Annotated in this window: 19 protein-coding genes; 9 read left to right on the top strand and 10 right to left on the bottom strand. The window is 74.7% G+C overall.

What is annotated here, in order from left to right:
* Positions 1-170 precede the first annotated feature (170 nt).
* The 3 genes from ACIRS1_RS22865 to ACIRS1_RS22855 form a co-directional block, all read right to left on the bottom strand.
* Positions 171-1,457 (bottom strand): transglycosylase family protein, encoded by a 1,287-nt coding sequence (locus tag ACIRS1_RS22865; RefSeq protein ID WP_402842745.1) that lies wholly within the window; start codon positions 1,455-1,457, stop codon positions 171-173.
* A gap of 202 nt (positions 1,458-1,659) precedes the next feature.
* Complete coding sequence (locus tag ACIRS1_RS22860) at positions 1,660-3,105, bottom strand: hypothetical protein (protein ID WP_402842742.1); 1,446 nt, start codon at positions 3,103-3,105, stop codon at positions 1,660-1,662.
* Positions 3,106-3,532: 427 nt separating this feature from the next.
* Entirely contained in the window at positions 3,533-3,670 is a 138-nt protein-coding gene (locus ACIRS1_RS22855) for a hypothetical protein (RefSeq protein WP_360213545.1), read from the bottom strand.
* Positions 3,671-4,044: 374 nt separating this feature from the next.
* Between ACIRS1_RS22855 and ACIRS1_RS22850 the strand changes: the two genes are divergently transcribed.
* Positions 4,045-5,577, top strand: a complete 1,533-nt coding sequence (locus tag ACIRS1_RS22850; RefSeq protein WP_402842739.1) for a glycosyltransferase family 39 protein — start codon at positions 4,045-4,047, stop codon at positions 5,575-5,577.
* Positions 5,578-5,719: 142 nt separating this feature from the next.
* Here the strand turns inward: ACIRS1_RS22850 and ACIRS1_RS22845 are convergent, their stop codons facing one another.
* On the bottom strand, positions 5,720-8,023 hold the full coding sequence (locus ACIRS1_RS22845) for a serine hydrolase (RefSeq protein ID WP_402842737.1): 2,304 nt from the start codon (positions 8,021-8,023) through the stop codon (positions 5,720-5,722).
* A gap of 298 nt (positions 8,024-8,321) precedes the next feature.
* Here ACIRS1_RS22845 and ACIRS1_RS22840 point away from each other — a divergent pair, with 298 nt between their 5' ends.
* From ACIRS1_RS22840 to ACIRS1_RS22830, 3 genes are all read left to right on the top strand, one after another.
* Positions 8,322-9,062 (top strand): GPP34 family phosphoprotein, encoded by a 741-nt coding sequence (locus tag ACIRS1_RS22840; RefSeq protein WP_360213539.1) that lies wholly within the window; start codon positions 8,322-8,324, stop codon positions 9,060-9,062.
* A 592-nt stretch (positions 9,063-9,654) separates the two neighbouring features.
* The gene (locus ACIRS1_RS22835) at positions 9,655-10,515 is read left to right on the top strand and encodes a helix-turn-helix transcriptional regulator (RefSeq protein ID WP_360213537.1); all 861 of its coding nucleotides are present in this window, start codon (positions 9,655-9,657) and stop codon (positions 10,513-10,515) included.
* Positions 10,515-10,721 (top strand): DUF397 domain-containing protein, encoded by a 207-nt coding sequence (locus ACIRS1_RS22830; RefSeq protein ID WP_360213535.1) that lies wholly within the window; start codon positions 10,515-10,517, stop codon positions 10,719-10,721. Before ACIRS1_RS22835 ends, ACIRS1_RS22830 begins: the two co-directional genes overlap by 1 nt.
* A gap of 129 nt (positions 10,722-10,850) precedes the next feature.
* Here ACIRS1_RS22830 and ACIRS1_RS22825 read toward each other — a convergent pair whose 3' ends face one another.
* Together ACIRS1_RS22825 and ACIRS1_RS22820 are read right to left on the bottom strand one after the other, a co-directional pair.
* A complete protein-coding gene (locus tag ACIRS1_RS22825) occupies positions 10,851-11,966 on the bottom strand; it encodes an ADP-ribosylglycohydrolase family protein (RefSeq protein WP_402842733.1) in 1,116 nt (371 codons plus the stop codon).
* 349 nt (positions 11,967-12,315) lie between these two features.
* Complete coding sequence (locus ACIRS1_RS22820) at positions 12,316-14,889, bottom strand: bifunctional FO biosynthesis protein CofGH (RefSeq protein ID WP_402842730.1); 2,574 nt, start codon at positions 14,887-14,889, stop codon at positions 12,316-12,318.
* A 197-nt stretch (positions 14,890-15,086) separates the two neighbouring features.
* Here ACIRS1_RS22820 and ACIRS1_RS22815 point away from each other — a divergent pair, with 197 nt between their 5' ends.
* Genes ACIRS1_RS22815 through ACIRS1_RS22805 form a run of 3 tightly spaced genes read left to right on the top strand, consistent with a single transcriptional unit; the run spans position 15,087 to position 18,417 of the window.
* Positions 15,087-16,385: an outer membrane lipoprotein carrier protein LolA gene (locus ACIRS1_RS22815; protein ID WP_402842729.1), complete on the top strand. Its 1,299-nt coding sequence runs from the start codon at positions 15,087-15,089 to the stop codon at positions 16,383-16,385.
* A 3-nt stretch (positions 16,386-16,388) separates the two neighbouring features.
* Complete coding sequence (locus ACIRS1_RS22810) at positions 16,389-17,495, top strand: ABC transporter ATP-binding protein (protein ID WP_402842726.1); 1,107 nt, start codon at positions 16,389-16,391, stop codon at positions 17,493-17,495.
* On the top strand, positions 17,482-18,417 hold the full coding sequence (locus ACIRS1_RS22805) for an ABC transporter permease (RefSeq protein ID WP_402842723.1): 936 nt from the start codon (positions 17,482-17,484) through the stop codon (positions 18,415-18,417). Before ACIRS1_RS22810 ends, ACIRS1_RS22805 begins: the two co-directional genes overlap by 14 nt.
* A gap of 150 nt (positions 18,418-18,567) precedes the next feature.
* Here the strand turns inward: ACIRS1_RS22805 and rarD are convergent, their stop codons facing one another.
* Both rarD and ACIRS1_RS22795 read right to left on the bottom strand, forming a co-directional pair.
* Positions 18,568-19,533 (bottom strand): EamA family transporter RarD, encoded by a 966-nt coding sequence (rarD, locus tag ACIRS1_RS22800; protein ID WP_402842721.1) that lies wholly within the window; start codon positions 19,531-19,533, stop codon positions 18,568-18,570.
* A gap of 153 nt (positions 19,534-19,686) precedes the next feature.
* Positions 19,687-20,541, bottom strand: a complete 855-nt coding sequence (locus ACIRS1_RS22795) for an NAD(P)H-binding protein (RefSeq protein ID WP_402842718.1) — start codon at positions 20,539-20,541, stop codon at positions 19,687-19,689.
* Between the two features lie 112 nt (positions 20,542-20,653).
* Here ACIRS1_RS22795 and ACIRS1_RS22790 point away from each other — a divergent pair, with 112 nt between their 5' ends.
* Positions 20,654-21,055: a winged helix-turn-helix transcriptional regulator gene (locus tag ACIRS1_RS22790; protein WP_402842715.1), complete on the top strand. Its 402-nt coding sequence runs from the start codon at positions 20,654-20,656 to the stop codon at positions 21,053-21,055.
* An 85-nt stretch (positions 21,056-21,140) separates the two neighbouring features.
* On the opposite strand, the gene ACIRS1_RS22785 is transcribed toward ACIRS1_RS22790, so the two are convergent.
* Positions 21,141-21,911: a TetR/AcrR family transcriptional regulator gene (locus tag ACIRS1_RS22785; protein ID WP_360213515.1), complete on the bottom strand. Its 771-nt coding sequence runs from the start codon at positions 21,909-21,911 to the stop codon at positions 21,141-21,143.
* A 63-nt stretch (positions 21,912-21,974) separates the two neighbouring features.
* On the opposite strand from ACIRS1_RS22785, the gene ACIRS1_RS22780 reads away from it, so the two are divergent.
* Complete coding sequence (locus ACIRS1_RS22780) at positions 21,975-22,184, top strand: DUF6011 domain-containing protein (protein ID WP_360213513.1); 210 nt, start codon at positions 21,975-21,977, stop codon at positions 22,182-22,184.
* Between the two features lie 77 nt (positions 22,185-22,261).
* Here ACIRS1_RS22780 and ACIRS1_RS22775 read toward each other — a convergent pair whose 3' ends face one another.
* Positions 22,262-24,241 (bottom strand): hypothetical protein, encoded by a 1,980-nt coding sequence (locus tag ACIRS1_RS22775; protein ID WP_402842711.1) that lies wholly within the window; start codon positions 24,239-24,241, stop codon positions 22,262-22,264.
* Positions 24,242-24,302 lie beyond the last annotated feature (61 nt).

Raw genomic sequence — 24,302 nt, 5'->3', positions numbered from 1 at the left:
CGCGGTCAGGGGCCCTGTGTGGGGGGGGGGGCGCGGGCGGGGGGGGGGGGGGGGGTTGTGGGGGGGGGGGGGCGGGGGGCCCCCCGGGCCGGGGGGGCCGGGGGGGGGCCCCGCGGCGGGTGGCCGCCGCGGTCTGCGGTCGCACCCGACGGGCCACCGCGGGGGGCGGGTCAGCCCCGGGAGACGACCATCTGGGCCCCGCCGTCCGGCATGCCGGCGATGGAGACCTTCTGCCCAGCGAAGGTGGTGTTCCACCAGCCCTGCCAAGTGCCGGAGGCGTAGCGGGCGTTGTGGTAGACCTTGCCGTCGTTGCCGACCGCGATCAGCTGGGTGTCGCCGCTCGGCATGCCGGTGATCGCGAAGCTGGTGGCCTGGAAGCCCGCCGCGCCGCCGAAGCCGTCCACGGCGCCCCAGCCCTGCCAGGAGCCGCTCGCGAGGCGGATGTTGTGGTAGAGCTTGCCGTCGCTGCCGGAGGCCAGCAGCTGCGCGTCACCGTTGGGCAGGCCGGCTATCGCGACGTCCTTCGCCTGGAAGGTGTCCGCGCCGAAGCCGGCGACGGCGTTCCAGCCTTGCCAGGAGCCGTTCACGGAACGGACGTTGTGGTAGACGTTGCCGTCGTAGCCGACGATCAGCACCTGCATGCTGCCGTCCGGCAGGCTCGCGGCCGCGATCTTCTGGGCGCCCCAGTCCCCGACCTGCGCCCAGCCCTGCCAGCTACCGGAGGCGTAGCGGGCGTTGTGGTAGATCTTCCCGTCCTTGCCGATGGCCATCAGCTGGCTGTCGCCGTTCGACATGCCGACGATCGCCTCGCCCTGGGCGGCGAACCGCGCGGCGCCCGCGTAGCCGTCCACCGGCGCCCAGCCCGTCCAGGAGCCGTTCGTGTAGCGGGCGGTGTGGTACAGGTTCCCGTCGGCGCCGGTGGCCAGCGTCTGGGTCGACCCGTCCGGCGTGGCCGCGATGGCGTCCTGGGTGCCGTTGAAGAAGGCGGCGCCGCCGTAGCCGTTCAGCGGGCTGAAGGACGTCCAGTTGCCGTCCGCGAGGCGGGTCGCGTGGTACAGGTCACCGGCCTTGCTGACGGGGGTGGTCGGCCCCGGGTACGGGTCGGCGTGGTCGCTGCCCAGGCCCGCGTTGCAGCTCGGCCAGGCGCCGGTGCCCTGGCCGGCCAGGATCCGCTCCGCCGTCATGATCTGCTGCTGCTTGGTGGCCTGGTGCGGCAGCGGTGCGTACTGGGTGCCGCCGAATGCCTCCCAGGTGCTCTTGGTGATCTGCAGGCCGCCGTAGAACTGCCAACCAGCCTTGTAGTAGCTCCAGTTGCCGCTGCTCTCGCACTGTGCGACGCGGTCCCAGGTGGCCACCGAGGCGGCCTGGGCGGAGCCGGTGGCGACCGTGGAGAGGGTCAGGGCGGCCAGCGCGGTGAGGGTGAGCGCGGCTGCGCGGCGGCGGGGTGCGCGGGACATCGGGTCCTCTTTCTCGGAGGGGGACGGCTCGCGCGGGACGGAGCCGGGGGCGGGCGGAGCGGCGGGGCCTGAGCGGCGGTGTCGCGCGGCGGGGCGTGAGCGGCGGCGAGCGGCGCGACGGTGAGCGTGGGCGGCGGGGTGCCGGCCCACCGCGGGTGAGCGGCGGCGGTGGGCCGGCGGGTGGGTCCGGCGGGCGGGACGGTCAGTTGTAGGTGCCGCCGATGGAGACGGCGTAGTGGTTGCCGCTGACGCCGTTCAGCTGGATCGGGGCCGCCGGGTCCCAGCTGCCGGCACCGTCCCGGATGGTGTGCATGATCCGGTCGTCGTTGGTGATGAAGACGGCCTGGAACTCTCCGTCGACGTTGGCGGCGCTGACCCGGTTGGCGGTGAACGAGCCGATCACGGGGGCGAGCTCGGCGAACTGCTGCCAGCTGCCGTTGCCGTAGCGGACGCCGTGGAACTGCCGGCCGTCGTTGGTCACCACGACGATCTGCGCGTCGGCACCGGTGCCGGCGACGGCGACGTCCTGGGCGGGGCCGATGTTCCCGGCGGCGTCGTAGGCGTTGCCCCAGCCCGACCAGTTCCCGTCGACGGCGCGCACGGTGTGGAGGACGGTGCCGTCCGAGACGGCAACGACCTGGAGTACGCCGTTGACGCTCGCCGCCGAGGCGCTGGTCACGGGGCCGCCCGCCGGGGTGATGTCGCCGAAGTGCATCCAGGTGCCGTTGGCGAGGCGCGCGGTGTGGAAGAGCCTGCCGTTGGCGACCGCGAGGACGTGCAGGTCGCCGCCGATCGAGACCGCCGAGACCTTGGTGACGCTGCCGAGCTGGTTGGTCTGCGGGCCGATGTCGCTGAAGCGGTCCCAGGAGCCGCCGGAGTGGCGGATGGTGTGGTAGATGTTCCCGTCGCCGCCGACGGCGAGCACGTGGGTGTCCCCGTTGATGCCGGCGTCCGCTATGGACTGGACGGCGCCGATGTCGCCGGCCGCGCTCTCGACGTTGCCGAAGCCGGTCCACGAGCCGTTGGAGGAGCGGGTGCTGTGGAAGACGTTGCCGCCGCCGTTCACCACCACCTGGGCGCCCCAGCCCACGGCGTTCTGCTTGGGCGGCAGCGGGGCGCTGTCGACGGTGTTGTCGTAGCGGTACGGCATGTACCCGCCGGAGATCAGGTAGCTGCGCGAGTAGGTGGTCTTGCGCGCGGTCAGCCCGGGCTTCGGCTCCTCGTAGATGACGGCGGTGTTGTGGCTGCCGTCGGTCCAGCCGGCGAACAGCACGACGTGCGTGCTGATGTTGTCGATCATGTCGCCGGGCTTCAGGTCGTCGAGGCTCCCGAGCTTGGTGGACACGTCGTCGAGGGTGGAGGTGACCCGGCTGGATCCGAGGTGCCACGCCATCGAGACGAATCCGGAGCAGTCCTGCCGGTAGGAGCCGTTGCTGTCGCTGTGCCACAGGCTCTGGCTGTACGGCACGCCCTGGTCGACCCAGTTCTGGGCGCGGGCGATGATCTCGTCCCGGCTGATCGCGCCGTTGACCGAGGAGCTGCCCACGGCGTGCGCCTGGGTGGTCAGCGAGACGGTCGAGACGGCCGCGCCGAGGGCGAGGGCACCGGCCATGGCGACGTTGGCGAGCTTGGTGCGGTTCACGGGCATGACGGATCTCCAGGGGGAGCGGAGGGAGGCTGGTGACTGGGCCCGGCCGCGGTGGCGGTGGGGCCCGACGACGGAGGGCGACCGTGCACGCGGCTTGCGGCTTGCGGCGTGCGGTGCGCTGTGTGCGGTGCGTCCGGTCGGCCGGCCTGCGGGAACGGCCGACCGGTGACGCCGCGGAGCGGCGGTGCCGGGACTTGGGGGCGCGGCGGTGCCGGGAGACCGGCGTGCGGCGCCCGGGTGCGGACCCGGGGGACGGCTGCCCTGCAGGAGCAGCCGGTCGGGTCGGGTCCGGACGGGTTCCGGGGGTCCGGGGCTTCCGGATCGTGCGGCGAGGCGGTGCGGCGGGTGGTGCGGCCCTACGGCCTGCCGGCCGTCACGGCCCCTCGGGTCTTCCGAGGGCTCGGGGCTCCCGGGTCCTCGCGGACCGTCAGCCCCAGATCATGTCGCCGGCGACCACGGCGGTGGTCGGCGGGGCGGTCGCGGCCTGGGCGGCGACGGCGGTGCCGAGGGCGACGACGGTGAGGGTGGCGACCGCGGCGGCCTTGGCGATGACGGTGCGGAGCATGACGGTGTCCTCTTCTTACGGGTGCGACGGCTGAGTGGGTCCGGTGGTCGCGTCCCGCGGTGACGGTTCCTCCGGCGCCGTCCGGAGCGGTGCTCCCTGGCGGCGATCACTAGCTTCGTCGCAGCTCAGCGGCGGTGGAAGGGAATCCGGCTGGCCGGAAACGTCCCTGGACCGTTCCGGCCAGGGGTGCCCCGGAGCCGCCCTGCGCGTCCCGAGCGCGTCCGCTGCGCGCGCGGTCCGTGACGGCCCGGTCACCGGGCCGGCGCCGGCGCGGCCGTGAGCGCGGGTGCCGACGGGGCGTCAGGGCGGGTCAAGTAGCCTGCGGGAAAGTGTTCGATCCGCCGGCCCGCCGTACGAAGGAGACGAAGGACCCGATGAGACCTGCTGGGCGCCCGGTGGTCCGACTGCTGGGGCAGGTGTGGCTGTGGCCCGCGGTGGTCATGCTGGCGGTGGGCGGGTACCGGCTGGGGACGCCGGATCTGTGGCGGGACGAGATGGCGACCTGGACGGTGGCCACCCGGTCGCTGGGCGACCTGCTGCGGCTGCTCCAGCACATAGACGCCAGCAACGGCGCCTACTACCTGGTGATGCACGTCTGGACGGCGGTGTTCGGCGACTCGACGGTGGCGCTGCGGATGCCGTCCGTGCTGGCCATGGCCGGGGCGGCCGCGTTCGTGGCGCTGACCGCCGAGCGGATGTTCGGCAACCGGGTGGCGGCCGTCGGCGCGGGGCTGCTCTTCACGGTGCCGCCGGAGGTCTCCCGGTACGCGCAGGAGGCCCGCGCCTACGCGCTGGTGACCTGCGCGATCGCGGCGGCCACCTGGTTCCTGCTGCGGGCCCTGGAGCAGCCGACCTGGCGCCGCTGGGCGCCGTACTGCGTGGCGATGGCGCTGGCCGGAGCCGGCCACCTGATCTCGTTCAGCACGGTGGCCGGCCAGGCCGCGCTGGTGCTGCTGCACCTGTGGCGCACCCGCGGGTCGGTGGACCGGCGGCTGCTGTGGCGGTACCCGCTGGCGGTGCTGGTGGCCGCCCTGCCGGTGCTGCCGGTGGTGCTGCTGGGCAGCCGGCAGTCGGACCGGCAGCTGGGCTGGATCGAGAAGCCGTCGGCGGGCGGCCTGCTGCACTTCGGCGAGCACCTGTTCGGCTCGCACCTGGTGTTCTACGCCTTCGCGGTGCTGGCGCTGCCCGTGCTGCTGCTGCCCGGCCGGCGGGTGCAGGCCTGGCAGGCGCTGCTGCTCGCGGAGCTGCCGGTGGTGGGCGTGTGGGTGGTGTCGCAGGGGGACACCTCGTACTTCATCGAGCGCTACCTGCTCTTCACGATGCCGGCCTGGGCGGTGCTGGCCGGCGGCGGGGTCGGCGCGGCGTACGGCTTCGCGACGGGCCTGGCCGGGCGCTTGCGCCTCCGTTCGGGGGCCCGGGTGGCTGCAGGTGCGCTGGCCGTGGGGATGCTGGCCGTCCCGGCCGCGGCGGCGCTGCCGAAGCAGCCCGCGGTGCGCTACGTGGGCTCGCACAACGGCTCGGAGGAGCCGTTCCGGGCGGCCGCCGCGGTGATCGCGGCCGGCTACCGCGCCGGGGACGGCATGGCGGCCCCGCTGGGCGACCAGTCCTGGGCGATGGTCTGGCCGGGGGTGAGCTACTACCTCCCGTCGGACGTCCACCCGTACCCGGTGTTCGTCGCGCAGAGCGCCGACGACGCGGAGGACCTGTCGCCCGCGGTCTGCGACCTGCCGGCCTCCTGCCTGGGGCAGGGCGCGCGGATCTGGCTGCTGGTGCTCGGCGACACCCGGGACCCGCTCACGGCCGTCCCGGACGACGAGGCGCAGGCGCTGCGGGCCCGGTACGGCACACCGGACCAGGTGACGCCGGTCGGCGGGTTCACCGTCGCGCTGCTCGACCGCGACAGCTAGGGCCGGCGCCACGCCGGGACGCCCGGCGCGACGGGCCGCGGCCGTGTGGAGCCGCCCGAGGGGGAGCCGCTCGGTCCGGCTCTCCCTCGGGCGTCCCGTGGGCCCCGGACCGCCGCGCGGGGCGCGGCCCGGGGCGGGCGGCTCAGAGCACGCGGACGAGCCTGGACTGGATGGACGGCGGGTTGAGGTCCGTCTGGAGGGCCACCGGGACCTCCACCCGGTCGTCGCCCGCGCCGACCCGCAGCGTGCCGACCTGCTGGCCGGCCTTGGCGGTGTGGCCGACCTTGCCGGTGTCCAGGGTGACCGTGCCGGTGACGCCGGGGAAGCCGGCCACCACGAGGTCCTTGGTCGCGACGACCGGGACCTTGCCGCCGAGGCCGTCGTCCACCGTGCCGACGACGTCGCCCTTCTTCACGACGGTCTGGCCGGTCAGCCCGGTCTGCGCGGCCTGGATCTGCTTGCCGCTGACCTTCAGCACGGTGGGCAGGATGCCGTCGCCCGGAGCCGCGGATGTGGCCGGCTGGCCGAGGGTGACGCCGAGGATCAGTCGCTTCACCCCGCCGACCTCCTTGTAGGCGGCCCACATCAGGCAGCCGCCGGCCGGGGTGCTGGACCCGGTCTTCACGCCGATGACGCCGGTCTTCGGGTTGATCAGGTTGTTGGTGTTGTTGATCTTCTGGTTGCCGAAGGTGGTGTCCGGGGTGGACACGATCTGCCGGAAGATCTCGTCCTGCATGACCTGCTCGGCCAGCTTCAGCTGGTCCTTGGCGGTGGACTTGGTGTCCGCGTTGTAGCCCGCCGGGTCGGCGTAGGTGGTGTTGCCCATCCCGAACTTGGCCGCGGTGTCGTTCATCAGCTTGACGAACGCCTCCTCGGAGCCGGAGTGGAAGCGGGCGAGCAGCCGGGCCACGTTGTTGGCGGACGGCAGCATCAGCAGCTCCAGGGCCTGGTACTCGGTCAGCACCTGGCCCTCGGTCAGCGGCACCCGCGACTCGTCGAGGTTGCCGGACTCCTGAGCGGCCTGCTTGTCGACGGTGATCTTCGGGCCGCTCTCCCCCTTCTTCAGCGGGAACTTCTGCAGGACCAGGTAGGCGTTCATCACCTTGGTGACGCTGGCGATCGACGCCGGCGTCTCCTGACCGGAGCTGCCGAGGCTGCCGACGCCGACCACCTCGGCCGCGGACTGGCCCTTGGCGGGCCAGGCGAGGTCGAGCGGGTCGCCGGAGAAGCCGTAGCTGCCCGCGGCGCTCATCCGGACCTTGGCGTCCGGCAGCGGGCGCAGCAGCTGGGCCACCACGACCGCGCCGAGCACGACGGCCAGGAAGACCGTCCAGATGGTCACCCGCTTGAGCGCGCGGCGCAGCGGCGAGACCGGGCGCGCGTTGAGGGTGGCCAGCACGTCCATCGCCTCGGCGGTGTTCTCCGGCGAGGGCAGCGGCTCCGGGGCGGGCAGCGGCTCGGGCCCCGGCAGCGGCGGGACGGGCGGCACCGGCTGCGGGTCGGGCCGGGGTAGCGGGCTCGGCGCCGGGGCGGGCCGGGGCGCGGGAGCGGGGGCCGGCTTCGGCAGCGGCTCCGGGGCCGGCTCGGGTTCCGGCAGGGGCTTGGGCGCCGGGTGCGGCTCGGGCTCCGGTTCGGGGACGGGGGCCGGCTCGGGCAGCGGGCCAGGCGCCGGGGGCTCGGGCACGGTGCCGGCCGAGGAGCCCGCGGCGCGCAGCGGCACGGGCTTCTCCGGCTCCTCGGCCCGGGCGGGCTCGGCGGGCTTGGCGAGCCGCACCGGCCGGGCGGGCACCGCGCTCGGGGCGGGTCCGGCGGCCCGGTCGGCTTCGGGGGCCCCGGCGGCTTCGGTCGCCGCGGCGGCACCGTCGGTCGCGGCCTTCGGAGCGGCCGCGTCGGCCCCGTCGGCCTCGGCCGCCGTCGGCTCCGCGGCCCGGGTGGCCCCGGCGGGCGCGCCGGGGTTCGGCGCGTCGCCCCCCGCTCCGGCCTCCGCCGCGGACTCCGCGACCGGCTCCGCCGGCTTCGCGGCCGCCTTCGCGGGCTTCGCCGCGCCCGTCCGGATGGCGAGACGCGGGTCGGCGCCAGCCGGGCGCCCGGCCTTCTCCTCCGTGGCGCCCTCGGCCGACGCGTCGTCGGCCTCCCGGGCCCCGCCTCCGGAACTCCCGTCGTCCGAGGGCTCGGCCGGCTCCGGGGGCAGCCGCAGCGCGGTGGTCGCATTGTCCACCGGGAGCCGCAGCATCGTGGTCCTGCTGTCCACATCCCGGACACGGAGCTGTACGGTCGAGCCGCGCTTGGCCCCCGCCCCGGGCGTGTCACCCGCCGCGGGGGCGGCCTCCCGGTCGGTGCTGCCGTCCGGGTCCGCACCGGTGCCGGCGGCCGCCCCGGCCCCCTCGCGTTCGCGCTCCTGCGCCCGCTCGCCGTCCCTCAGCACCCTGTCGGGGGACTCGCCCACGTATCCCAGCCTCCTCAACGCCCGGCGGGGCACCGGCAGACCCGATTTCGGGAAGCCGACGCCCCGCCCCGTGTACCTGTACAGTCTCCGCCACCGGCGGCCGATCCCGCCGCGCACACCCCGCCCGACCGGCCCTTATTGCCGCCGCACGGCCGTACCGCGGTCTGTTCACCGGTCAGACGCAGGGCCCGCCGTTCCCGGTTCCCCGCCTTCACCGCAAGGTCACGATTCGGAGGCGTACTCGACAAGCCCGTGTGAGAGGCGTCACCCTGTCTCTCATCCACGCGGGGAGGCTTGGATGGGCAAGAGCCGCAGAACTGTTCCCGAGGAACTCTTGCTGCTCGCTTTGGACCCGACCACGGGTACCACGGCGCAGCCGCAGACCCTCGACCTCGGACTCGCCGGGGCGCAGCTCGTCGAGCTGTCCCTGGCCGGACGGATCGTACCTGAGGGAGACCGGATCGCCGTCGTGCTCGCACGGCCGACCGGCGACCCGACGCTGGACCACGCACTGGAGCTGCTGCGCCGACGCGGCAGTCCGGTCCGTGCGGCGCACTGGATCGGCGGGCCCCGGCTGGGGCTGCGGCAGACGTACCTGGCGCACCTGGAGCGCTGCGGCATGGTCACGGCCGTGCCGGGCCAGGTGTGCGGGGTGCTGCCGACGACCCGTTACCAGGCGTCGGAGGACTGCACCAACGCCGCGATCAAGCAACGGCTGGACACCGCGATCCGGACCGGCGTGCCGCCGGACCCGCGGACGGCCGCGCTGGCCGCGCTGGCGCACTCGGTGGGCCTGGGCAAGCACCTGTACCCGGGCAACGAGGGCCGCTCGTCGCGGTCGCGGCTGCGCGACCTGATCCGGTACGACCCGCTGGGCGGGATGGTCGCGCACGCCGTGATGGACGTGCAGAACGGCCTGCCGGCTCAGCAGAACCGTTCGTCCCAGGGCTCCGCGACCGCCACCGGCCGCTCCACGGCCCGTGCGGCGGGCCGGGGCTCCGGCGGGCGGGTCGCCGCGTCCAGGGTCGGCGTCCGCTGAGCGGGTCCGCCGCCCCGGCGGGCGGCACGCGGCCCGGGGCGGTGACCGGTCCGGGCCCGGTGCGCGTCGGGCACCGTCCGCGGCGCACGCACCATCCGCAGGGCCCGCACGACACGCCCGGCCTCGCGCCCGGCGGCGCGCGCCACCGCGCACACGCCGCCCGACGGCGCTGAGCGACCCGACGCACCACCCGCACCACCCGCGCCACCAGAGAGCACGGAGGGGCGGTCGCCCCGCGACGGAAGTCGCGCGGTGACCGCCCCTCTGCCGTCCCCCGGCGAGCCCGCCACGGCCCGCACCGGGGGACGTCCGGCGGAGCCTGTCCTCGCATGTGCCACCGGCACGTGCGCCGCCGGTGTAGACAAGTAGCAAGATGAGTCCGAGCCGTTGAGCCGCATTACCACGGGCCGGCCCTCGCCGTCTCACAGAAGTGCTTTTCCGACGATCTGTTCTACTGCGCTGCTGTGATTCCCCGGCGCCGACCTGGCCCAAGGTGACATGCTGCTCCGAGTCAGGGGGGTTGGTCCCAATGTCCGAAGTGTTCCGAGGGCTGCCGTTCCAACGATCACCAGAGGTCCGGCCGGAGGTCGACGTGTCCGCCAACATCAATCCCACCGTGCGCCGCCGACGTCTCGGCTCGGAACTGCGCAAGCTCCGCGAGGGGCTCGGGATGACCGCGGAGGAGGTGGCCGGCCGGCTGATGGTCTCCCAGTCGAAGATCAGCCGCCTGGAGAACGGCCGCCGCAGCATCAGCCAGCGGGACGTCCGCGACCTCTGCGACGTCTACCTCGTGAACGACGAACAGATGCGCTCCAGCCTGATGGAGATGGCCAAGGAGTCCCGCCAGCGCGGCTGGTGGCACGACTTCAACGACATGCCGACCCCGTACAGCGTCTACATCGGGCTGGAGGCCGAGGCCTCCTCGATCCGCGCCTACGAGTCCTCCTTCGTCCCCGGGCTGCTGCAGACCGAGCAGTACGCCCAGGCCGTCGTCGAGGGCACCCAGCCGGACACCGACGCGCTCGCCGTGCAGCGCAGGGTGCAGGTCCGGATGAAGCGCCAGGACCGCGTCCAGGGCGAGAACCAGCTGGGCAGCCTGTGGACCGTCATAGACGAGGCGGTGCTGCGGCGCGAGGTCGGCAGCCGCGAGGTGATGGCCCAGCAGCTCAAGCACATGATGGAGCTGAGCCAGCGTCCGAACATCACCATCCAGGTGATCCCGTTCTCGCACGGCGCCCATCCCGGCATGACCGGGACATTCTCCCTGCTCGAGTTCCCCGAGTCAGCCGATTCCACGGTTGTCTACTTCGAAGGGGTGACGAGCGATCTCTACCTGGAGAAGGAGGCCGACGTGCGCCGCTATACCGGTCTGTACGACTACCTGAGGGCGGCGGCGCTCGGCGTGGCGGAGAGCCGGTCACTGATAGCTGAGATTGAAGAGGGATACCACTGATGAGCACCTCCGAGCACGGAACCCGCTGGCGCAAGAGCAGTCACAGCGGCGGCAACGGCGCCTGTGTCGAGATCGCCACGCCGGCCGCGGGGGCGGTGGCGGTACGGGACTCGAAGGACCCTCAGGGACCACGTCTGCACTTCTCCACCGAGGCCTGGAACGCGTTCGCCAGCGCCGCGGCGGCGGGGGTGTTCGGCGGGTTCTGATCCGGCTCCGTGCTCGGCCCAGTTGCCCGTAGCGGTGCCCGTCGCCCGGTGGCGGCGGCCGACGCTACGGGCAACTGCCGTTCCCGGCGGCCCGCGACGCCCCACTGCGGGGCCGCGCCCGGCCCGGGGTCAGCGCACCACGGGGTACCGGACCGCCCAGGCCGAACCCTCCGGGCTCCGCGGGTCGTGCAGTTCGGCGCCGTGCATCAGCTCCAGCACGAAGTCGTCGGCGAGTTCGAGGATCGCGCCGCGGCCCTCCAGCCCGGCCACCAGCCCGGGCGGCAGCGCGGTGTCGCCGTGCAGCACTCCGAGCAGACTGCCGCAGACCGCCCCCGTGGAGTCGCTGTCCCCGGAGTGGTTGACGGCCAGCAGCAGGCCCGAGCGCACGTCGTGCGCGACCAGCGCGCAGTAGACCGCGATCGCCAGCGCCTCCTCGGCGACCCACCCCTCCCCCAGGGCCTCCACCCGGTCCGCGGACGGCTCGCCGGCCCGGACGGCGTCCAGCGCGGCCCGCAGCGCGGCGGTGGTCTCCTCGTGCGCCTGCCGCTCGGAGAGCAGGGCCAGCGCCAGGTGGACGCCCTCCTCCAGCGTGCCGCCGCGGGCGACGCTCTGGACGATCACCGCGAACGCGCCCGCCGCGAGGTAGCCGGTGGGGTGGCCGTGGGTGAGCACCGAGCACTCCACGGCGAGCTGGAACACCAGGCCGGGCTCCCAGGTGGTGAGCAGCCCGAACGGCGCCGCCCGGACCACCGTGCCGCAGGCCTTGGAGTGCGGGTTCTTGGGCCGCTCCACGGTGCCGAGGCGCTCGCCGTCGGGCCCGGTGAGGCCGGTCAGGCAGCCCTGACCGGGGGCGCGCCGGGCGTACAGCCACTCCTCGCGGCCGAGCCAGCCGAGGTCGGGGCGGCGCTCGTCGGGGCCCCAGTCGTGCTGGGTGGCGGCCCAGCGCAGGTAGGCCAGGTGCAGGTCGGTGGGCGGGTGCCAGCTGCCGGTGTCGCGGCGGATGTGGGCGCGGATCAGGCCGTCGACGGTGAACAGCGTGAGCTGGGTGTCGTCGGTGACGGCGCCGGTGCGCCCGTACGCGGGGACGTAGCCGGTGACGCCGGCAGGCCCGTACTGGGCGCGGATCTTCTCGAGCGGCTCGAACTCGACGCCGGCGCCGAGCGCGTCACCGATGGCGCCGCCGAGCAGACAGCCCCGCACCCGGCTGCGGAAGTCCTGCTGCTGGGCGCGTGACCACAGTGGCATCACGACGGGGCGCCTTTCCTCGGGGTGGGGGCTGCGCGGGGCACGGCCGGTCGCGCCCTGGCACTGTATTCGAAGGTCCGAACGTATCGACGGGATCCCTCGCACACCAGCGCTTCAACAAACTGTTGCCGATCAGCCGTCCCGCGGCGACGGCCGGCCACCCCGGACCGCCTCCCGGCCGGTGCCACCGCCGTGGACGCCGACGTGCTCGGCGAGCGGTACGCCCGCGGCCGTTCAACGCGGGCAGGTGCCGTCCTGGCCCAGGACGCCCACCGCGGCGATGGTCTCCAGCAGCCCGAGGAAGCCCACCCCGGGTTCCGGGGGCCCCGGGGCGGGCCGGGGACGGCCGTCAGTCCAGGACCGGCAGCAGCTTCGGCAGGTGCCCGTCCGAGGCCAGCGCCGCGGCCCGGCGCTCGGCCGGCACCTCCCCGTAGGTGGTGGTGCGCTGGCGGTGCGGCCGACCGGCCGCCTCGGCGATCGCCTGGAGGTCCCGCACCGACTTGTAACTCCCGTACGCCGAACCGGCCATCCGCGAGATGGTCTCCTCCATCAGCGTGCCGCCCAGGTCGTTGGCCCCCGAGCGCAGCATCTCCGCCGCGCCCTCGGCGCCCAGCTTGACCCAGCTGGTCTGGATGTTGGGGATGTGCGGGTGCAGCAGCAGCCGGGCCATCGCGACCACCGCGCGGTTGTCCCGGGCGGTCGGGCCGGGCCGGGCGATCCCGGCCAGGTAGACCGGCGCGTTGGTGTGGATGAACGGCAGGGTCACGAACTCGGTGAAGCCGCCGGTGCGCTGCTGGACCTCGGCGAGCAGCCGCAGGTGCCCCAGCCAGTGCCGCGGGGTGTCCACGTGCCCGTACATCATGGTCGACGAGGAGCGGATGCCCAGCTCGTGCGCGGTGGTGACCACCTCGACCCAGGTGGCGGCGGGCAGCTTGCCCTTGGTGAGCACCCAGCGGACCTCGTCGTCCAGGATCTCCGCCGCGGTGCCCGGGATGGTGTCCAGGCCGGACTCCTTGGCCCGCTGCAGCCAGTCGCGCACCGAGAGCCCGGTGCGCGTCGCGCCGTTGACCACCTCCATCGGCGAGAAGGCGTGCACGTGGATGCCGGGCACCCGTTCCTTCACCGCACGGGCGATGTCGAAGTAGGCGGTGCCCGGCAGGTCCGGGTGGATGCCGCCCTGCATGCAGACCTCGGTGGCGCCGACCTCCCAGGCCTGCGCGGCCCGGTCGGCGACCTGCTCCAGCGACAGCGTGTAGGCGTCGGCGTCGGTGCGGCGCTGGGCGAAGGCGCAGAAGCGGCAGCCGGTGTAGCAGACGTTGGTGAAGTTGATGTTCCGGGTGACGCAGTAGGTGACGTCCTCCCCGACGGCGGCGCGGCGGACGTCGTCGGCGATCCGGCACAGCGCGTCCAGGGCCGGGCCGTCGGCGTGGAACAGGGCCAGTGCCTGGTCGTCCGTCAGCCGCGTCGGGTCGTCGGCGGCGACGGCCAGCGCCTCGCGCAGGTCCCCGGCGAGCCGCTCCGGCGCGCCCTCGGCGAGCACCTGCTCGCGCAGCACCTCCCAGTCGCCGTAGACGTCCTCGAAGTCGGCCCGGCGGTCACCGGTGCGGCCCTCGGTGTCGACGGCGGTGTGCAGGTCGGTCCGCCCGTAGGAGGCGGGCAGGTCCTCGGGCTCCTGCCACGGCAGGCCGCGGACCACCGCGTCCGGATTCGCCAGCCCGGTGTCCGGGTCGGCCAGCGCCCGCACGTGCGGCAGCACCCGCGGGTCGAGCCAGGGCTCGCCGCGCCGCACGTACTCGGGGTAGACCGCGAGCCGCTCGCGCAGCTCGAAGCCGGCCGCCGCGGAGCGCTCCGCGAGCCGCTCGATCTGCGGCCAGGGGCGCTCGGGGTTGACGTGGTCGGGGGTGAGCGGGGAGACGCCGCCCCAGTCGTCGACACCGGCCGCGATCAGCCGCTCGTACTCGCCGTCCACCAGGTTCGGCGGCGCCTGCAGGCAGGCGGTCGGGCCCATCAGGTGCCGGGCCACCGCCACCGTGGCGACCAGCTCGTCGAGTTCGGCGTCGGGCATGCCGCGCATCGCCGTGTCCGGCTTGGAGCGGAAGTTCTGCAGGATCAGCTCCTGGACCCCGTGGTACGCCCGGGAGATCCGGCGCAGCGCGAACAGCGACTCGGCGCGCTCCGCGTACGTCTCGCCGATGCCGATCAGCAGGCCGCTGGTGAACGGGACGGAGCTGCGCCCGGCGTCCTCCAGCACCCGCAGCCGGACGGCCGGCTCCTTGTCGGGCGAGCCGTGGTGCGGGCCGCCGGGCTCGCTCCACAGCCGGGTGGCGGTGGTCTCCAGCATCATGCCCATCGAGGCGGACACCGGCTTGAGCCGCTGGAAGTCCGTCCAGCTCAGCACCCCGGGGTTGAGGTGCGGCAGCAGGCCGGTCTCCTCCAGGATGCGGACGGACATCGCCCGGACGTAGGCGATGGTGTCGTCGTAGCCGTGCGCGTCCAGCCACTCGCGGGCCTCGGGCCAGCGGTCCTCGGGCTTGTCGCCGAGGGTGATCAGGGCTTCCTTGCAGCCGAGTTCGGCCCCTCGCCGGGCGACGTCCAGGACCTCGTCGGGGGACATGAACATCCCGTGGCCGTCCCGGCGCAGCCGGCCGGGGACGGTGGCGAAGGTGCAGTAGTGGCACCGGTCGCGGCACAGCCGGGTGAGCGGGATGAAGACGCTCTTGGAGTAGGTGATGACGCCGGGGCGACCGGCGGCCGCCAGTCCGGCGTCGCGGACCCGGGCGGCGCTCGCGCAGAGGTCCACCAGGTCGTCGCCCCTGGCCCGGAGCAGCACGGCGGCCTCGGTCACGTCGAGGGCGACGCCGTCCCGGGCGCGGCGCAGGGCACGGCGCATCGCGTTCGCGGTCGGGGGGGTGCTTGCGTCCACGGCGGTTCCGTCCATGGCGCGACCCTACGCCAGGTGTGGTACGTCGGGAGGAGTCAACCCTGAGGGCGTCTCAGGGTCGATGTACCCGGGAGGTTTACCCCGAACTGGCCCTGCAGGGCGATGACGGCGCCGGTGGTGCGCCCTCTAATGGAGGGGTACAGCCAATCGCTCGCGTTCGTAGAGGAGTTGAGGACGCCATGACCAATGACACGGCGGCGGGGGACAGCGTGGACGGCGGCGTGCCGTACCGCTCGCGGCGGCGCACCGCGATCCGGGCCGGGGTGCCGCTGGCCATCGCCGCGGTGATCGCCACCGGGATCGGGCTGGTGCCCGCGCTGGCCGCCGACTCCCCGCCCGACCTGCCCACCCTGACCGCGGAACAGGTGGTGGCCAAGGCGCTGGGCTCCGAGGCGCAGACCCTCTCCGGCACGGTGTCCGTCTCCACCGACCTCGGCCTGCCGACCCAGCTGCTCGGGGCGGCGGCGGGCGGGATCGGCGCGGCGGCCGGGCGCGGCGGCGGGGACTCCTCCGCGGCCGATCCGCAGGCCAAGCTGCTCGGGCTGCTCGGCGGCGACCAGACCCTGCGGATCGCGGTGGACGGCCCGGACCGCCAGCGGGTGGACCTGATGGAGAACATGTCCGGCTACACCGTCGTGCACAACGGCGACCAGGCCTGGGCCTGGGACAGCACCACCAACACGGCCCTGCACCTGACCGGCCAGGCCGCCCGGCACGCCGCCGGCACCGGGGGCGCGCACCCGGGGGCGCCGCTGACCGGCGTGCCGACCACCCCGCAGGAGGCGGCCCGGCAGTTCCTGACCGGGAGCGCGGGCACCACCGCGGTCACCGTCTCCGGCACCGCCAACGTGGCCGGGCAGAAGGCGTACCAGCTGAGCGTCAAGCCCACCCAGTCGGGTTCGACCGTCGCCGAGGTCCGGATCTCGGTGGCCGCCGAGAACGGCGTGCCGCTCGCCGTGGTGGTCAAGGGCGTCGACGGCTCGACGGTGCTGGACGTCCGCTTCACCGACGTGTCCTTCGCCAAGCCGGCCGGCAAGACCTTCGACTTCACCGTCCCCAAGGGCGCCAAGGTGACGGAGGAGAAGGCCGGCGGGGGATCCGCGCCGGGCGCCGGTGGCGAGGACGCCGCCGGGAAGGGCCGGGCCGGCGGGGAGAACGCCGGCAAGGGCGAGGCCGGCCGGGGCCACGACGGCGTGAACGTGGTCGGCGAGGGCTGGACGGCCGTGGTGTCCGCGAAGCTTCCCGACGGCACCGTCGAGGCGCCGAAGACCGACGGCAAGCAGGGCAAGCAGGGCAAGCACGGCGACCGCGGCCCGGCGCTGAACCCGCAGGCGCTGGTGAAGTCGCTCGGCAAGCCCGTCAACGGGGGCACGCTGATCAGCACCAAGGTGGTGAACGTCCTGGTCACCGACGACGGCCGGGTCTTCGCCGGTGCGGTGACCCTGCCGGTGCTGCAGCACGCCGCCGGGGTGAACTGACGGATGACCAAGGCTCCCGTAACGGGGGACGTTACGGAGTCGGCCGGGGGCCCGGGCGCCGAGCAGCGCCCGGCCCCGGTTCCCGCTTCCCCCGCTCCCCCCTCCTCCCCCGCCTCGCCGGCCCCTTCGGGCACCGGCACCGGCACCGGCACCGACGACGTGATCAGGACCCGCGGCCTGACCAAGCGCTTCCGGGGCGGCCAGCTCGCCGTGGACGGCCTGGACCTGACCGTGCCGCGCGGCTCCGTCTTCGGCTTCCTCGGACCGAACGGCTCCGGCAAGACCACCACCATCCGGATGCTGATGGGCCTGATCGCCCCCACCTCGGGCTCGGCGGCCGTCCTCGGCGAGCCGATGCCGCAGTCCGTCGCCACCGTGCTGCCGAGGGTCGGCGCACTGATCGAGGGCCCCGCGCTGTACGGCTTCCTCACCGGCCGGGACAACCTGATCCGCTTCGACGCCGCCGACCCGACCGCGGACCCGCGGACCCGGCGCGGGCGGGTGGACGACGCGCTGGAACGGGTCGGGCTGAGCGCCGCCGCCGGCAAGAAGGCCCGCGCGTACTCGCTCGGCATGAAGCAGCGGCTCGGCCTGGCCGCGGCCCTGCTGCAGCCCCGCGAGCTGCTGGTGCTGGACGAGCCGACCAACGGGCTGGACCCGCAGGGCATGCGCGAGATCCGGGCGCTGGTGCGGGAGGTGGCGGCCGAGGGCACCACGGTGTTCCTCTCCTCGCACCTGCTGGACGAGATCGAGCAGGTCTGCACCCACGCGGCGGTGATGTCCCGCGGCCGGCTGCTGGTGCAGGGCACCGTCGCCGAGCTGGCCGCCCGGGCCCAGGGCCGGCTGGTGGTCCGCACGCCGGACGTGGCGCAGGCCGCCGAGGTGCTGGCCGCGCGCGGCGTGCTGGCCCTGGTGCCCGGCGACGGGCGGGTGGACGGCGAGCTCGGCACGACCGGCACCGCCGGTGCACCGGCCGAGGAGGCGCTGCCGAGGCTGTGCGCGGCGCTGGTCGAGGCCGGGGTGCGGGTGCACGGGTTCGGGCTGGAGCGGGGCACGTTGGAGGACGCCTTCGTGGCGCTGACCGGGGAGGGCTTCGATGTCGCAGGCTGAGACGGCGCCGCCCGGGGCGACGCTGCCCGGGGCCACGGCGTCCGGGTCCACGGCCTCCGGGGTGCCGGCGGTCGCCGTCGGGCGGCGCCCGCAGACAGCGGCCGGCTTCCTGGCGCTGTTCCGCAACGAGCTGCACCTGACCTTCCGCCGGATGCGCACCAAGGTGCTGCTGGGGATCCTGGCGGTGCTGCCGGTTCTGATCGGCGTGGTCGTCAAGCTCAACACGGACAGCCCGCACGAGGGCGGCGGAGGCGTGAACTTCATCGCCCAGACCACCCAGAACGGCCTGTTCCTGGTGTTCACGGCGCTCGCCGTGGCCCTGCCGGTGTTCCTCCCGATGACGGTCGGCGTGGTCGCCGGCGACTCGGTGGCCGGCGAGGCCGCCACCGGGACGCTGCGCTACCTGCTGGTCGCGCCGGCCGGGCGGACCAGGCTGCTGGCCGCCAAGTTCACCGCCGGCCTGGTGTTCTGCCTGGCCGCCACCGCGGCGGTCGCGCTGGCGGCGCTGGCCACCGGTGCCGCGCTGTTCCCGCTGGGCGAGGTCACGCTGATCTCCGGGGACACCATCGGCTTCGGCGACGCGCTGCTGCGGGCGGTCCTGGTGGCCGGCGTGGTGGCGGTCTCGCTGTCCGGGCTGGTGGCGATCGGACTGTTCGTCTCCACATTGACCGGCAGCGGCATCGCGGCGATGGCCGCCACCGTCGGGCTGGTGGTCACGGTGCAGATCCTGGACGCCTTCCCGCAGCTGGACGCCGTACGGCCGTTCCTGTTCACCCACTACTGGCTCAGCTTCGCGGACCTGCTGCGGGAGCCGATGTACTGGGACTCCGTGTGGAAGGACCTCGGTCTGCAGGCGGCCTACGTGGCCGTGTTCGGCGCGGCGGCCTGGTCGCGGTTCACCAGCCGGGACATCAGCGCCTGAGCGGCGCGCCGGGCCGGGCCGGGCTCGGCGCAGCAGCGGGCCGGGTGACACACGCGGCCGTGTGTCACCCGGCCGGACACCCGGAACCGGGCGCGCCCGAGCCGGGCGGGCCTCAGCCCTTGAGCAGGACGTCAGTCCTTGAGCGGGGCCTCAGCCCTTGAGCAGGGCCGGGGCGGTGGCGGGCGGCGGCACGGCCGCGGCCCGCCCCGCGCGGTCGGCCCGCAGCTGGCGCAGCGCGTCCCAGGTGAGCACCGCGAGCGCGGCCCAGACCAGCGCGAAACCGGCCCAGCGGGCGGGCGGCATCGACTCGTGGAACACCGCGACACCGATCAGGAACTGGAACACCGGCGCCAGGTACTGCAGCAGCCCGAGCACGGTCAGCGGGACCCGCACGGCCGCCGCGCCGAAGAACAGCAGCGGGACGGCGGTGATCAGCCCGCTGAGCACCAGCAGCGCGGAGTGCCCCCAGCCGTAGGAGCCGGCGACGGTGTGGCCGAAGGTGCCGCGCCCGCTGACCTCCAGGTAGATCAGGTAGCCGAGCGCGAACGGGAACATGAAGGCGCTCTCCGCGGCCAGGCTCTCCAGCCCGCTCAGCCCGACCTTCTTCTTCAGCAGGCCGTACGTGGCGAAGGAGAACGCGAGGGTGAGGGCGATCCACGGCAGCCGCCCGTAGGCGACGCTCAGCACCGCGACGGCCGCCGCGCCGATGCCGACGGCCGCCCACTGCCCGCGGCGCAGCCGCTCCTTGAGGACGAGGACGCCGAACGCGATGGTGACCAGCGGGTTGATGAAGTAGCCGAGGCTGGTCTCGACGACGTGCCCGGCGTTGACGGCCCAGATGTAGACGCCCCAGTTGACCGAGATCACCGCGGCCGCGGCCGCCAGCATGGCGAGTCGGCGGGGCTGGCGCAGCAGCGGGCGTATCCAGTTCCAGTGCCGCTGGGCGACCAGGAACAGGACGACGGCGAGCAGCGACCAGACCATCCGGTTGGCCAGAATGTCGTCGGCGGCGCCGGGCTCCAGCAGTGGCCAGAACAGCGGGAATAGCCCCCAGATGCCGTAGGCCGCGAAGCCGTACCAGAGGCCTCTTCCGCTGTCCTGATCTGTCTCCGGCATGGCCGCCTGCCCTCCGCGCGCACGTGTGTCCAGGTGACGGTAGCGGGCGGGAGGGCAGACTGTCATCTCCGTTTCCGCATTTTGGTCATGACAGGCTCTGACCTGCGGAGACGTCGGGCCGGTACGGGACGGCACGGGCGGCACGGGCCGGTGTCAGACCCCGAGCGCGGCCCGGACCGACTCGGCCAGCGGGACGGTCGGGCGGCCGATCAGCCGGCCCAGGTCGTCGCCCCGCCGCGCCAGCTCGCCCCGGGCGATCGCCGCGTCGGTGTCCGGGAAGAGCCCTGCGAAGCCCTCCGGCAGCCCCGCCGCGACCAGCCGGCGCACCTGCTCCTGCGGCGCGACGTCGAGGTACGCCACCGGGCTGCCGGAGGCCGCCGCAAGCTCGGCCGCGAACTCCGCCATGCTCCAGTCGGCGTCGCCGTTCAGCTCGTACACCCGGCCCTCGTGCCCCTCACCGGTGAGCACGGCCACGGCCGCGTCCGCGTAGTCACGGCGCGCGGCGCTCGCCACCCGGCCCTCACCGCTGCTGCCGAAGACCTCGCCGCTCGCGACGTTCGCGGCCGCGGCGGCCAGGTAGTTCTCCGTGTACCAGCCGTTGCGCAGCAGCGCGAAGGGCAGCCCGGACGCGCGCAGCAGCTCCTCGGTGGCCCGGTGCTCCTCGGCGATCCGGAAGGTCGCGGTCGGCGCGGCCAGCACGCTGGTGTACGCCAGCAGCGCCACGCCGGCGGCCGCGGCCGCGTCGATCACCGCGCCGTGCTGGGCGACCCGGCTGCCGATCTGGTTCCCGGAGATCAGCAGCACCCGGTCGCCCGCACCGAACGCTCCGGCCAGCGTCTCGGGGGCGTCGTAGTCGGCCACGTGGACCCGCACGCCGCGGTCCGCCCAGTCCGCGGCCCGGGCCGCGTCGCGGACCACCACGGCGACCCGCTCCGCCGGCACGGCGGCCAGCAGCCCCTCCACGACCAGCCGGCCGAGCTGTCCGGTGGCTCCGGTGACGACGTACATGTGCGCTCCCTGGGGTGATTCCGCGGCCTTCGCGGGCCGCACCGACTTCGACACTCACCCTAGGAACGGCACTAACTCCTGGATAGTACGCACTTCGACGTAGGGTACTGACATGGAGGTAATGGAGAACGGCCTGTCCTTCCTCGACCGGGCGCCCGACGTGTACGACCGCATGTGCCCGTCCCGGGGCGTGCTGGAGCACGTCACCAGCCGGTGGGGGGTGCTGGTGCTGATCGCCCTGCGCGAGCGCGGCTACCGCTTCAGCGAGCTGCGCCGCCGGGTGTCGGGCGTCAGCGAGAAGATGCTCGCGCAGACCCTGCAGACCCTGGAACGGGACGGCTTCGTGCTGCGCGAGGCCCATCCGGTGATCCCGCCCCGGGTCGACTACAGCCTCACCCCGCTCGGGCTGGAGGCCGCCGAGTACGTGTCGGCGCTCGCGCACTGGGTGGAGGCCCGGATGTGCGCGGTCCGGGACGCCCGCGAGGGGTACGACGCCCGCGCCGCACGCACCTGACCGGTCCCGTCCGCCGGCTCGGCTCCGGGGGCGGTCGATCCCCGGGGGCGGTCGATCCCCGGGCGCGGTCAGTGCTCGGGCGCGGTCAGTCCTCGGCCCTGATCAGTGCCGCCAGCCCGTCCAGCACCCGCGCCAGGCCGAAGGCGTACGCGTGGTCCGGGTCGTAGGCGCCGCCGTGCGCCTCTCCCGCGGCGGCCCCGACGCGGGCGGCCACCGGGTGGCGTTCCGCGTCGAAGACCTTGCCGAGCAGTTCGGCGTTGGCCGCCCACCACTGGGCGTCGGTCAGCGCGCTGTCCTGCTGCGCGGCGCGCTCGTCGGCGGCCATCCGGGCGCAGGTCTGCACGAAGCCGAGCAGGTGCGTGAGGGCGGCGTCCAGCTCGACGTCGGGCAGGCCGGTGCCCTCCAGGGCGCGCAGCTCGTACTCGTACTTGGCCATCAGGCCCGGGCCGAGCGGCGGGCGGCTGGTGGACACCGCCGCGACCCACGGGTGGGCCCGGTAGAGCGCCCGGTTGTCGTCGGCGACGGCGGTGGCCCCGGCCCGCCAGCCGTCGTCGGCCGGGGTGCTGCGGGGCATCGTGGCGTAGACGGTGTCCAGCATCAGGTCCAGCAGTTCGGCCTTGCCGGGCACGTAGGTGTAGAGCGCCATCGGGGACAGCCCCAGCTCCTGCGCCACCCGGCGCATGGTGACGGCGTCGACGCCCTCGGCGTCGGCGAGCGCGATGGCGGCCGCCGCGATCTCGCCGGTCGACCGGGCCTGCCTGGGGCCGCGCCGGCCGGGCTTCTCCTCGGCGGTCAGCCCCCAGAGCAGGGCGAGGGTGCGCGCCGGGTCTCCTGCGCTGCTGCGGTCCGTGGCCATGCCACCATCGTTTCACGGCCGCGACGGGGCCCACCCGGCCCGCCCGGGCTACCGTCTCCTTCCATGACCAGTGCCCCGACCGACGGCCCCGACCCGATCCCGGGCACCGACACCCCCGAGGCCGTCCGCCCCCGTGTCACCTGCCGCCGCTGCCACCGGCCGCTGCACGACCCGGAGTCGCGGATCCTGCGGCTCGGCCCGGAGTGCCGGGACCCGGCGGACCGGGTCGCCCGCTTCGACGTCGACCAGGATCCGCTGCCGGGCGTGGGCTGACCGCCGGCGGGCGGGCCCACCGCCCGGCCTGCGGGGCCGAACCGCCCCAGCCGCCGGTCGCGCCGCCGGCCGCGCCGTCAGTCGCGGCGGAAGAGACGCCGGAACAGCCCGGGGCGGGGTTCCGGGCGCCCGTCGGCCGCCGGCACCGGTGCCGCGGTCTCCTCGGCGGTGCCGCTCTGCCCCGCCCGTCCCGGTTTTCCCGCCTTCCCCGCCTGCTCGGCCTGTCGGGCCCGTTGGGCCTGCTCGGCCTGCTGGGCGTCCAGCCGGTCGATCGAGCGGCGGGCCAGGTCGAGGTCGGCCCTCGGCAGCCAGGGCGCGGCGAGCGCCAGCGCGGACACCGAGCGCAGCACCGTCACCACGCGGGTGCCGTACGCCCGGACGCTGTAGTGCAGCCGCTGCCCGAGCTGTTCGGCGACGTCGCTGCGGGTGTCGGGTTCCGTCCAGCCGATCGCCACCAGGGCGAAGCCGGCCGCCTCCACCACCCAGTCCTCCGGCCCGAGCAGCAGGTCGACCAGCACCCGGCGGCGGTCGGACTCCGCCCACGGCTGGTCGGTGCGGTGGTGCGCGATGCCGAGGCAGGCGAAGACCTGGACGGCCCGCACCCAGAGTTCCGGCTGGTGGGCGAGCAGGGCCCGGCCGAGTTCGTCCTCGCGGGGCATCGGCGGGTGGGCGAGCACGCCGAGCAGGTCGTCGAGCGGCAGCCCGGCCAGCCGGACGGCGTGGTCGTAGGCGGCGGGCACGGTCGCCCAGACGATCTCGGCGGTGGCCTGGACGAGTTCGGCGCTGTGCGCTGCGGGCGGGCCGACCACCGGGCGCGGGTCGGTGCCGTCCCAGGCCCAGATCCGGGTGGCGGGCTCGGCCAGCGGCACCCGGGGGTCGGGTTCACCGACGGACTGGTAGCCGACGGTCGCCCGCGGCAGGGCGAGCCGGACGGCCAGCAGCGAGCTGGGCGGCTCGACGGCGGAGGCGCTGCACTCGATCTCGCTCTCCCGGGTGGTGCCGGGGGCGGCCAGCACCTGGTGCAGCACGTTGACGGTCGCCTCGGTCGCGCCGGGGACCATGCCGAGCCAGGGTTCCCGGTGGCTGAGCCGCTCCAGCAGGTCCTGGGCGTAGTCGTGGTCGGGGTGGGCGCGGTGGTGGTCCGCGAGGGCGAGCAGGTGGGCGGGGTCGCCGTCGACGGCGTGCCGCAGGCCGTACCGCGCCGGAGCCGCCTTGGGGTGGTCGGGTTCGGTGGCGAGCACCCGGTCCAGCCAGGGCAGGCCGTCGGCGGGGCGGCCGAGGTCGCCGTACAACTCCGCGACGTCGACCGCGAGGTAGCTGCTGGAGTTGTCCCGGTCCGGGGCGACCCGGGCCAGTTCGGCCTCCCAGACGGCGAGCGCCCGTTCGGGCCGGCCGTGGGCGCGCAGGGCGTTGCCGAGCATCACGGAGGGCATGTAGCCGGGGGCCAGGCGGTGCGCCAGTTCGGCGAGTTCGACGGCACGGGCGGTGGCGCCGACGCGGCGGGTGAGGCCGGAGGCCATCGCCAGCAGCAGCGCGTGGTCGCCGTGCAGGTCCACCACGGCCTGCACGAAGTCCTCGAAGGGGCCGACGGCGTCGACGAGTTCGGCCGGCAGCGGGTCGGGCAGTCCGCCCGATGCCCGGGCCACCGCCTGGGCGACGGCGTCCGGGTCGACCAGGGACGGCAGGTCCTCGCGGGCGAGCCAGGCGGTGTGCGCCCAGGGTCTCGCCGGCTCGTACTGGATCGCGGAGGCGAGCAGCCCGACGGCGGTGTCCCAGTCCCCGGCCGCGGCCTCGACGTGGGCGCGGCAGACGACGGTGCCCAGGAACACCTGACCGTCCAGCGGGAACAGCTCCCGCGCGGCCGCCGGGCCGCCCGCGGCCGCGCACAGCTCGGCCAACGCCTCGTGCAGTTCCGGCAGTTGCGGGTCGGAGAGGATCGCGTCGGCCAGGTGGTCCGCGGCGTGCGCGAGGTCCCCGGAGTCGATCGCCAGCCGGGCCACCGCCACCTCGCCCTCGGCCGCGAGTCGCGCGTCTCCCTCGCCGTCCGCGTGGTCCATCTGCCGTCCCCCCTGGTCGTACCGTTCTCCGATGTGCGCCGAAGAGGGTATCCCGTGCATA

The sequence above is a fragment of the Kitasatospora sp. NPDC101176 genome (genome assembly GCF_044768035.1).
Lineage (GTDB): Bacteria > Actinomycetota > Actinomycetes > Streptomycetales > Streptomycetaceae > Kitasatospora.
This window is presented reverse-complemented; position numbering and strand designations above follow the sequence as displayed.

What these genes read in the sequence shown, in the direction of transcription:
- ACIRS1_RS22865 (WP_402842745.1), bottom strand. Translation starts at nt 1,457, where the DNA reads ATGTCCCGCGCACCCCGCCGCCGCGCAGCCGCGCTCACCCTCACCGCG.
- ACIRS1_RS22775 (WP_402842711.1), bottom strand. Translation starts at nt 24,241, where the DNA reads ATGGACCACGCGGACGGCGAGGGAGACGCGCGACTCGCGGCCGAGGGC.
- ACIRS1_RS22785 (WP_360213515.1), bottom strand. Translation starts at nt 21,911, where the DNA reads ATGGCCACGGACCGCAGCAGCGCAGGAGACCCGGCGCGCACCCTCGCC.
- ACIRS1_RS22850 (WP_402842739.1), top strand. Translation starts at nt 4,045, where the DNA reads ATGAGACCTGCTGGGCGCCCGGTGGTCCGACTGCTGGGGCAGGTGTGG.
- ACIRS1_RS22795 (WP_402842718.1), bottom strand. Translation starts at nt 20,541, where the DNA reads ATGTACGTCGTCACCGGAGCCACCGGACAGCTCGGCCGGCTGGTCGTG.
- ACIRS1_RS22825 (WP_402842733.1), bottom strand. Translation starts at nt 11,966, where the DNA reads ATGCCACTGTGGTCACGCGCCCAGCAGCAGGACTTCCGCAGCCGGGTG.
- ACIRS1_RS22780 (WP_360213513.1), top strand. Translation starts at nt 21,975, where the DNA reads ATGACCAGTGCCCCGACCGACGGCCCCGACCCGATCCCGGGCACCGAC.
- rarD (WP_402842721.1), bottom strand. Translation starts at nt 19,533, where the DNA reads ATGCCGGAGACAGATCAGGACAGCGGAAGAGGCCTCTGGTACGGCTTC.
- ACIRS1_RS22810 (WP_402842726.1), top strand. Translation starts at nt 16,389, where the DNA reads ATGACCAAGGCTCCCGTAACGGGGGACGTTACGGAGTCGGCCGGGGGC.
- ACIRS1_RS22855 (WP_360213545.1), bottom strand. Translation starts at nt 3,670, where the DNA reads ATGCTCCGCACCGTCATCGCCAAGGCCGCCGCGGTCGCCACCCTCACC.
- ACIRS1_RS22805 (WP_402842723.1), top strand. Translation starts at nt 17,482, where the DNA reads ATGTCGCAGGCTGAGACGGCGCCGCCCGGGGCGACGCTGCCCGGGGCC.
- ACIRS1_RS22860 (WP_402842742.1), bottom strand. Translation starts at nt 3,105, where the DNA reads ATGCCCGTGAACCGCACCAAGCTCGCCAACGTCGCCATGGCCGGTGCC.
- ACIRS1_RS22815 (WP_402842729.1), top strand. Translation starts at nt 15,087, where the DNA reads ATGACCAATGACACGGCGGCGGGGGACAGCGTGGACGGCGGCGTGCCG.
- ACIRS1_RS22790 (WP_402842715.1), top strand. Translation starts at nt 20,654, where the DNA reads ATGGAGGTAATGGAGAACGGCCTGTCCTTCCTCGACCGGGCGCCCGAC.
- ACIRS1_RS22840 (WP_360213539.1), top strand. Translation starts at nt 8,322, where the DNA reads ATGGGCAAGAGCCGCAGAACTGTTCCCGAGGAACTCTTGCTGCTCGCT.
- ACIRS1_RS22830 (WP_360213535.1), top strand. Translation starts at nt 10,515, where the DNA reads ATGAGCACCTCCGAGCACGGAACCCGCTGGCGCAAGAGCAGTCACAGC.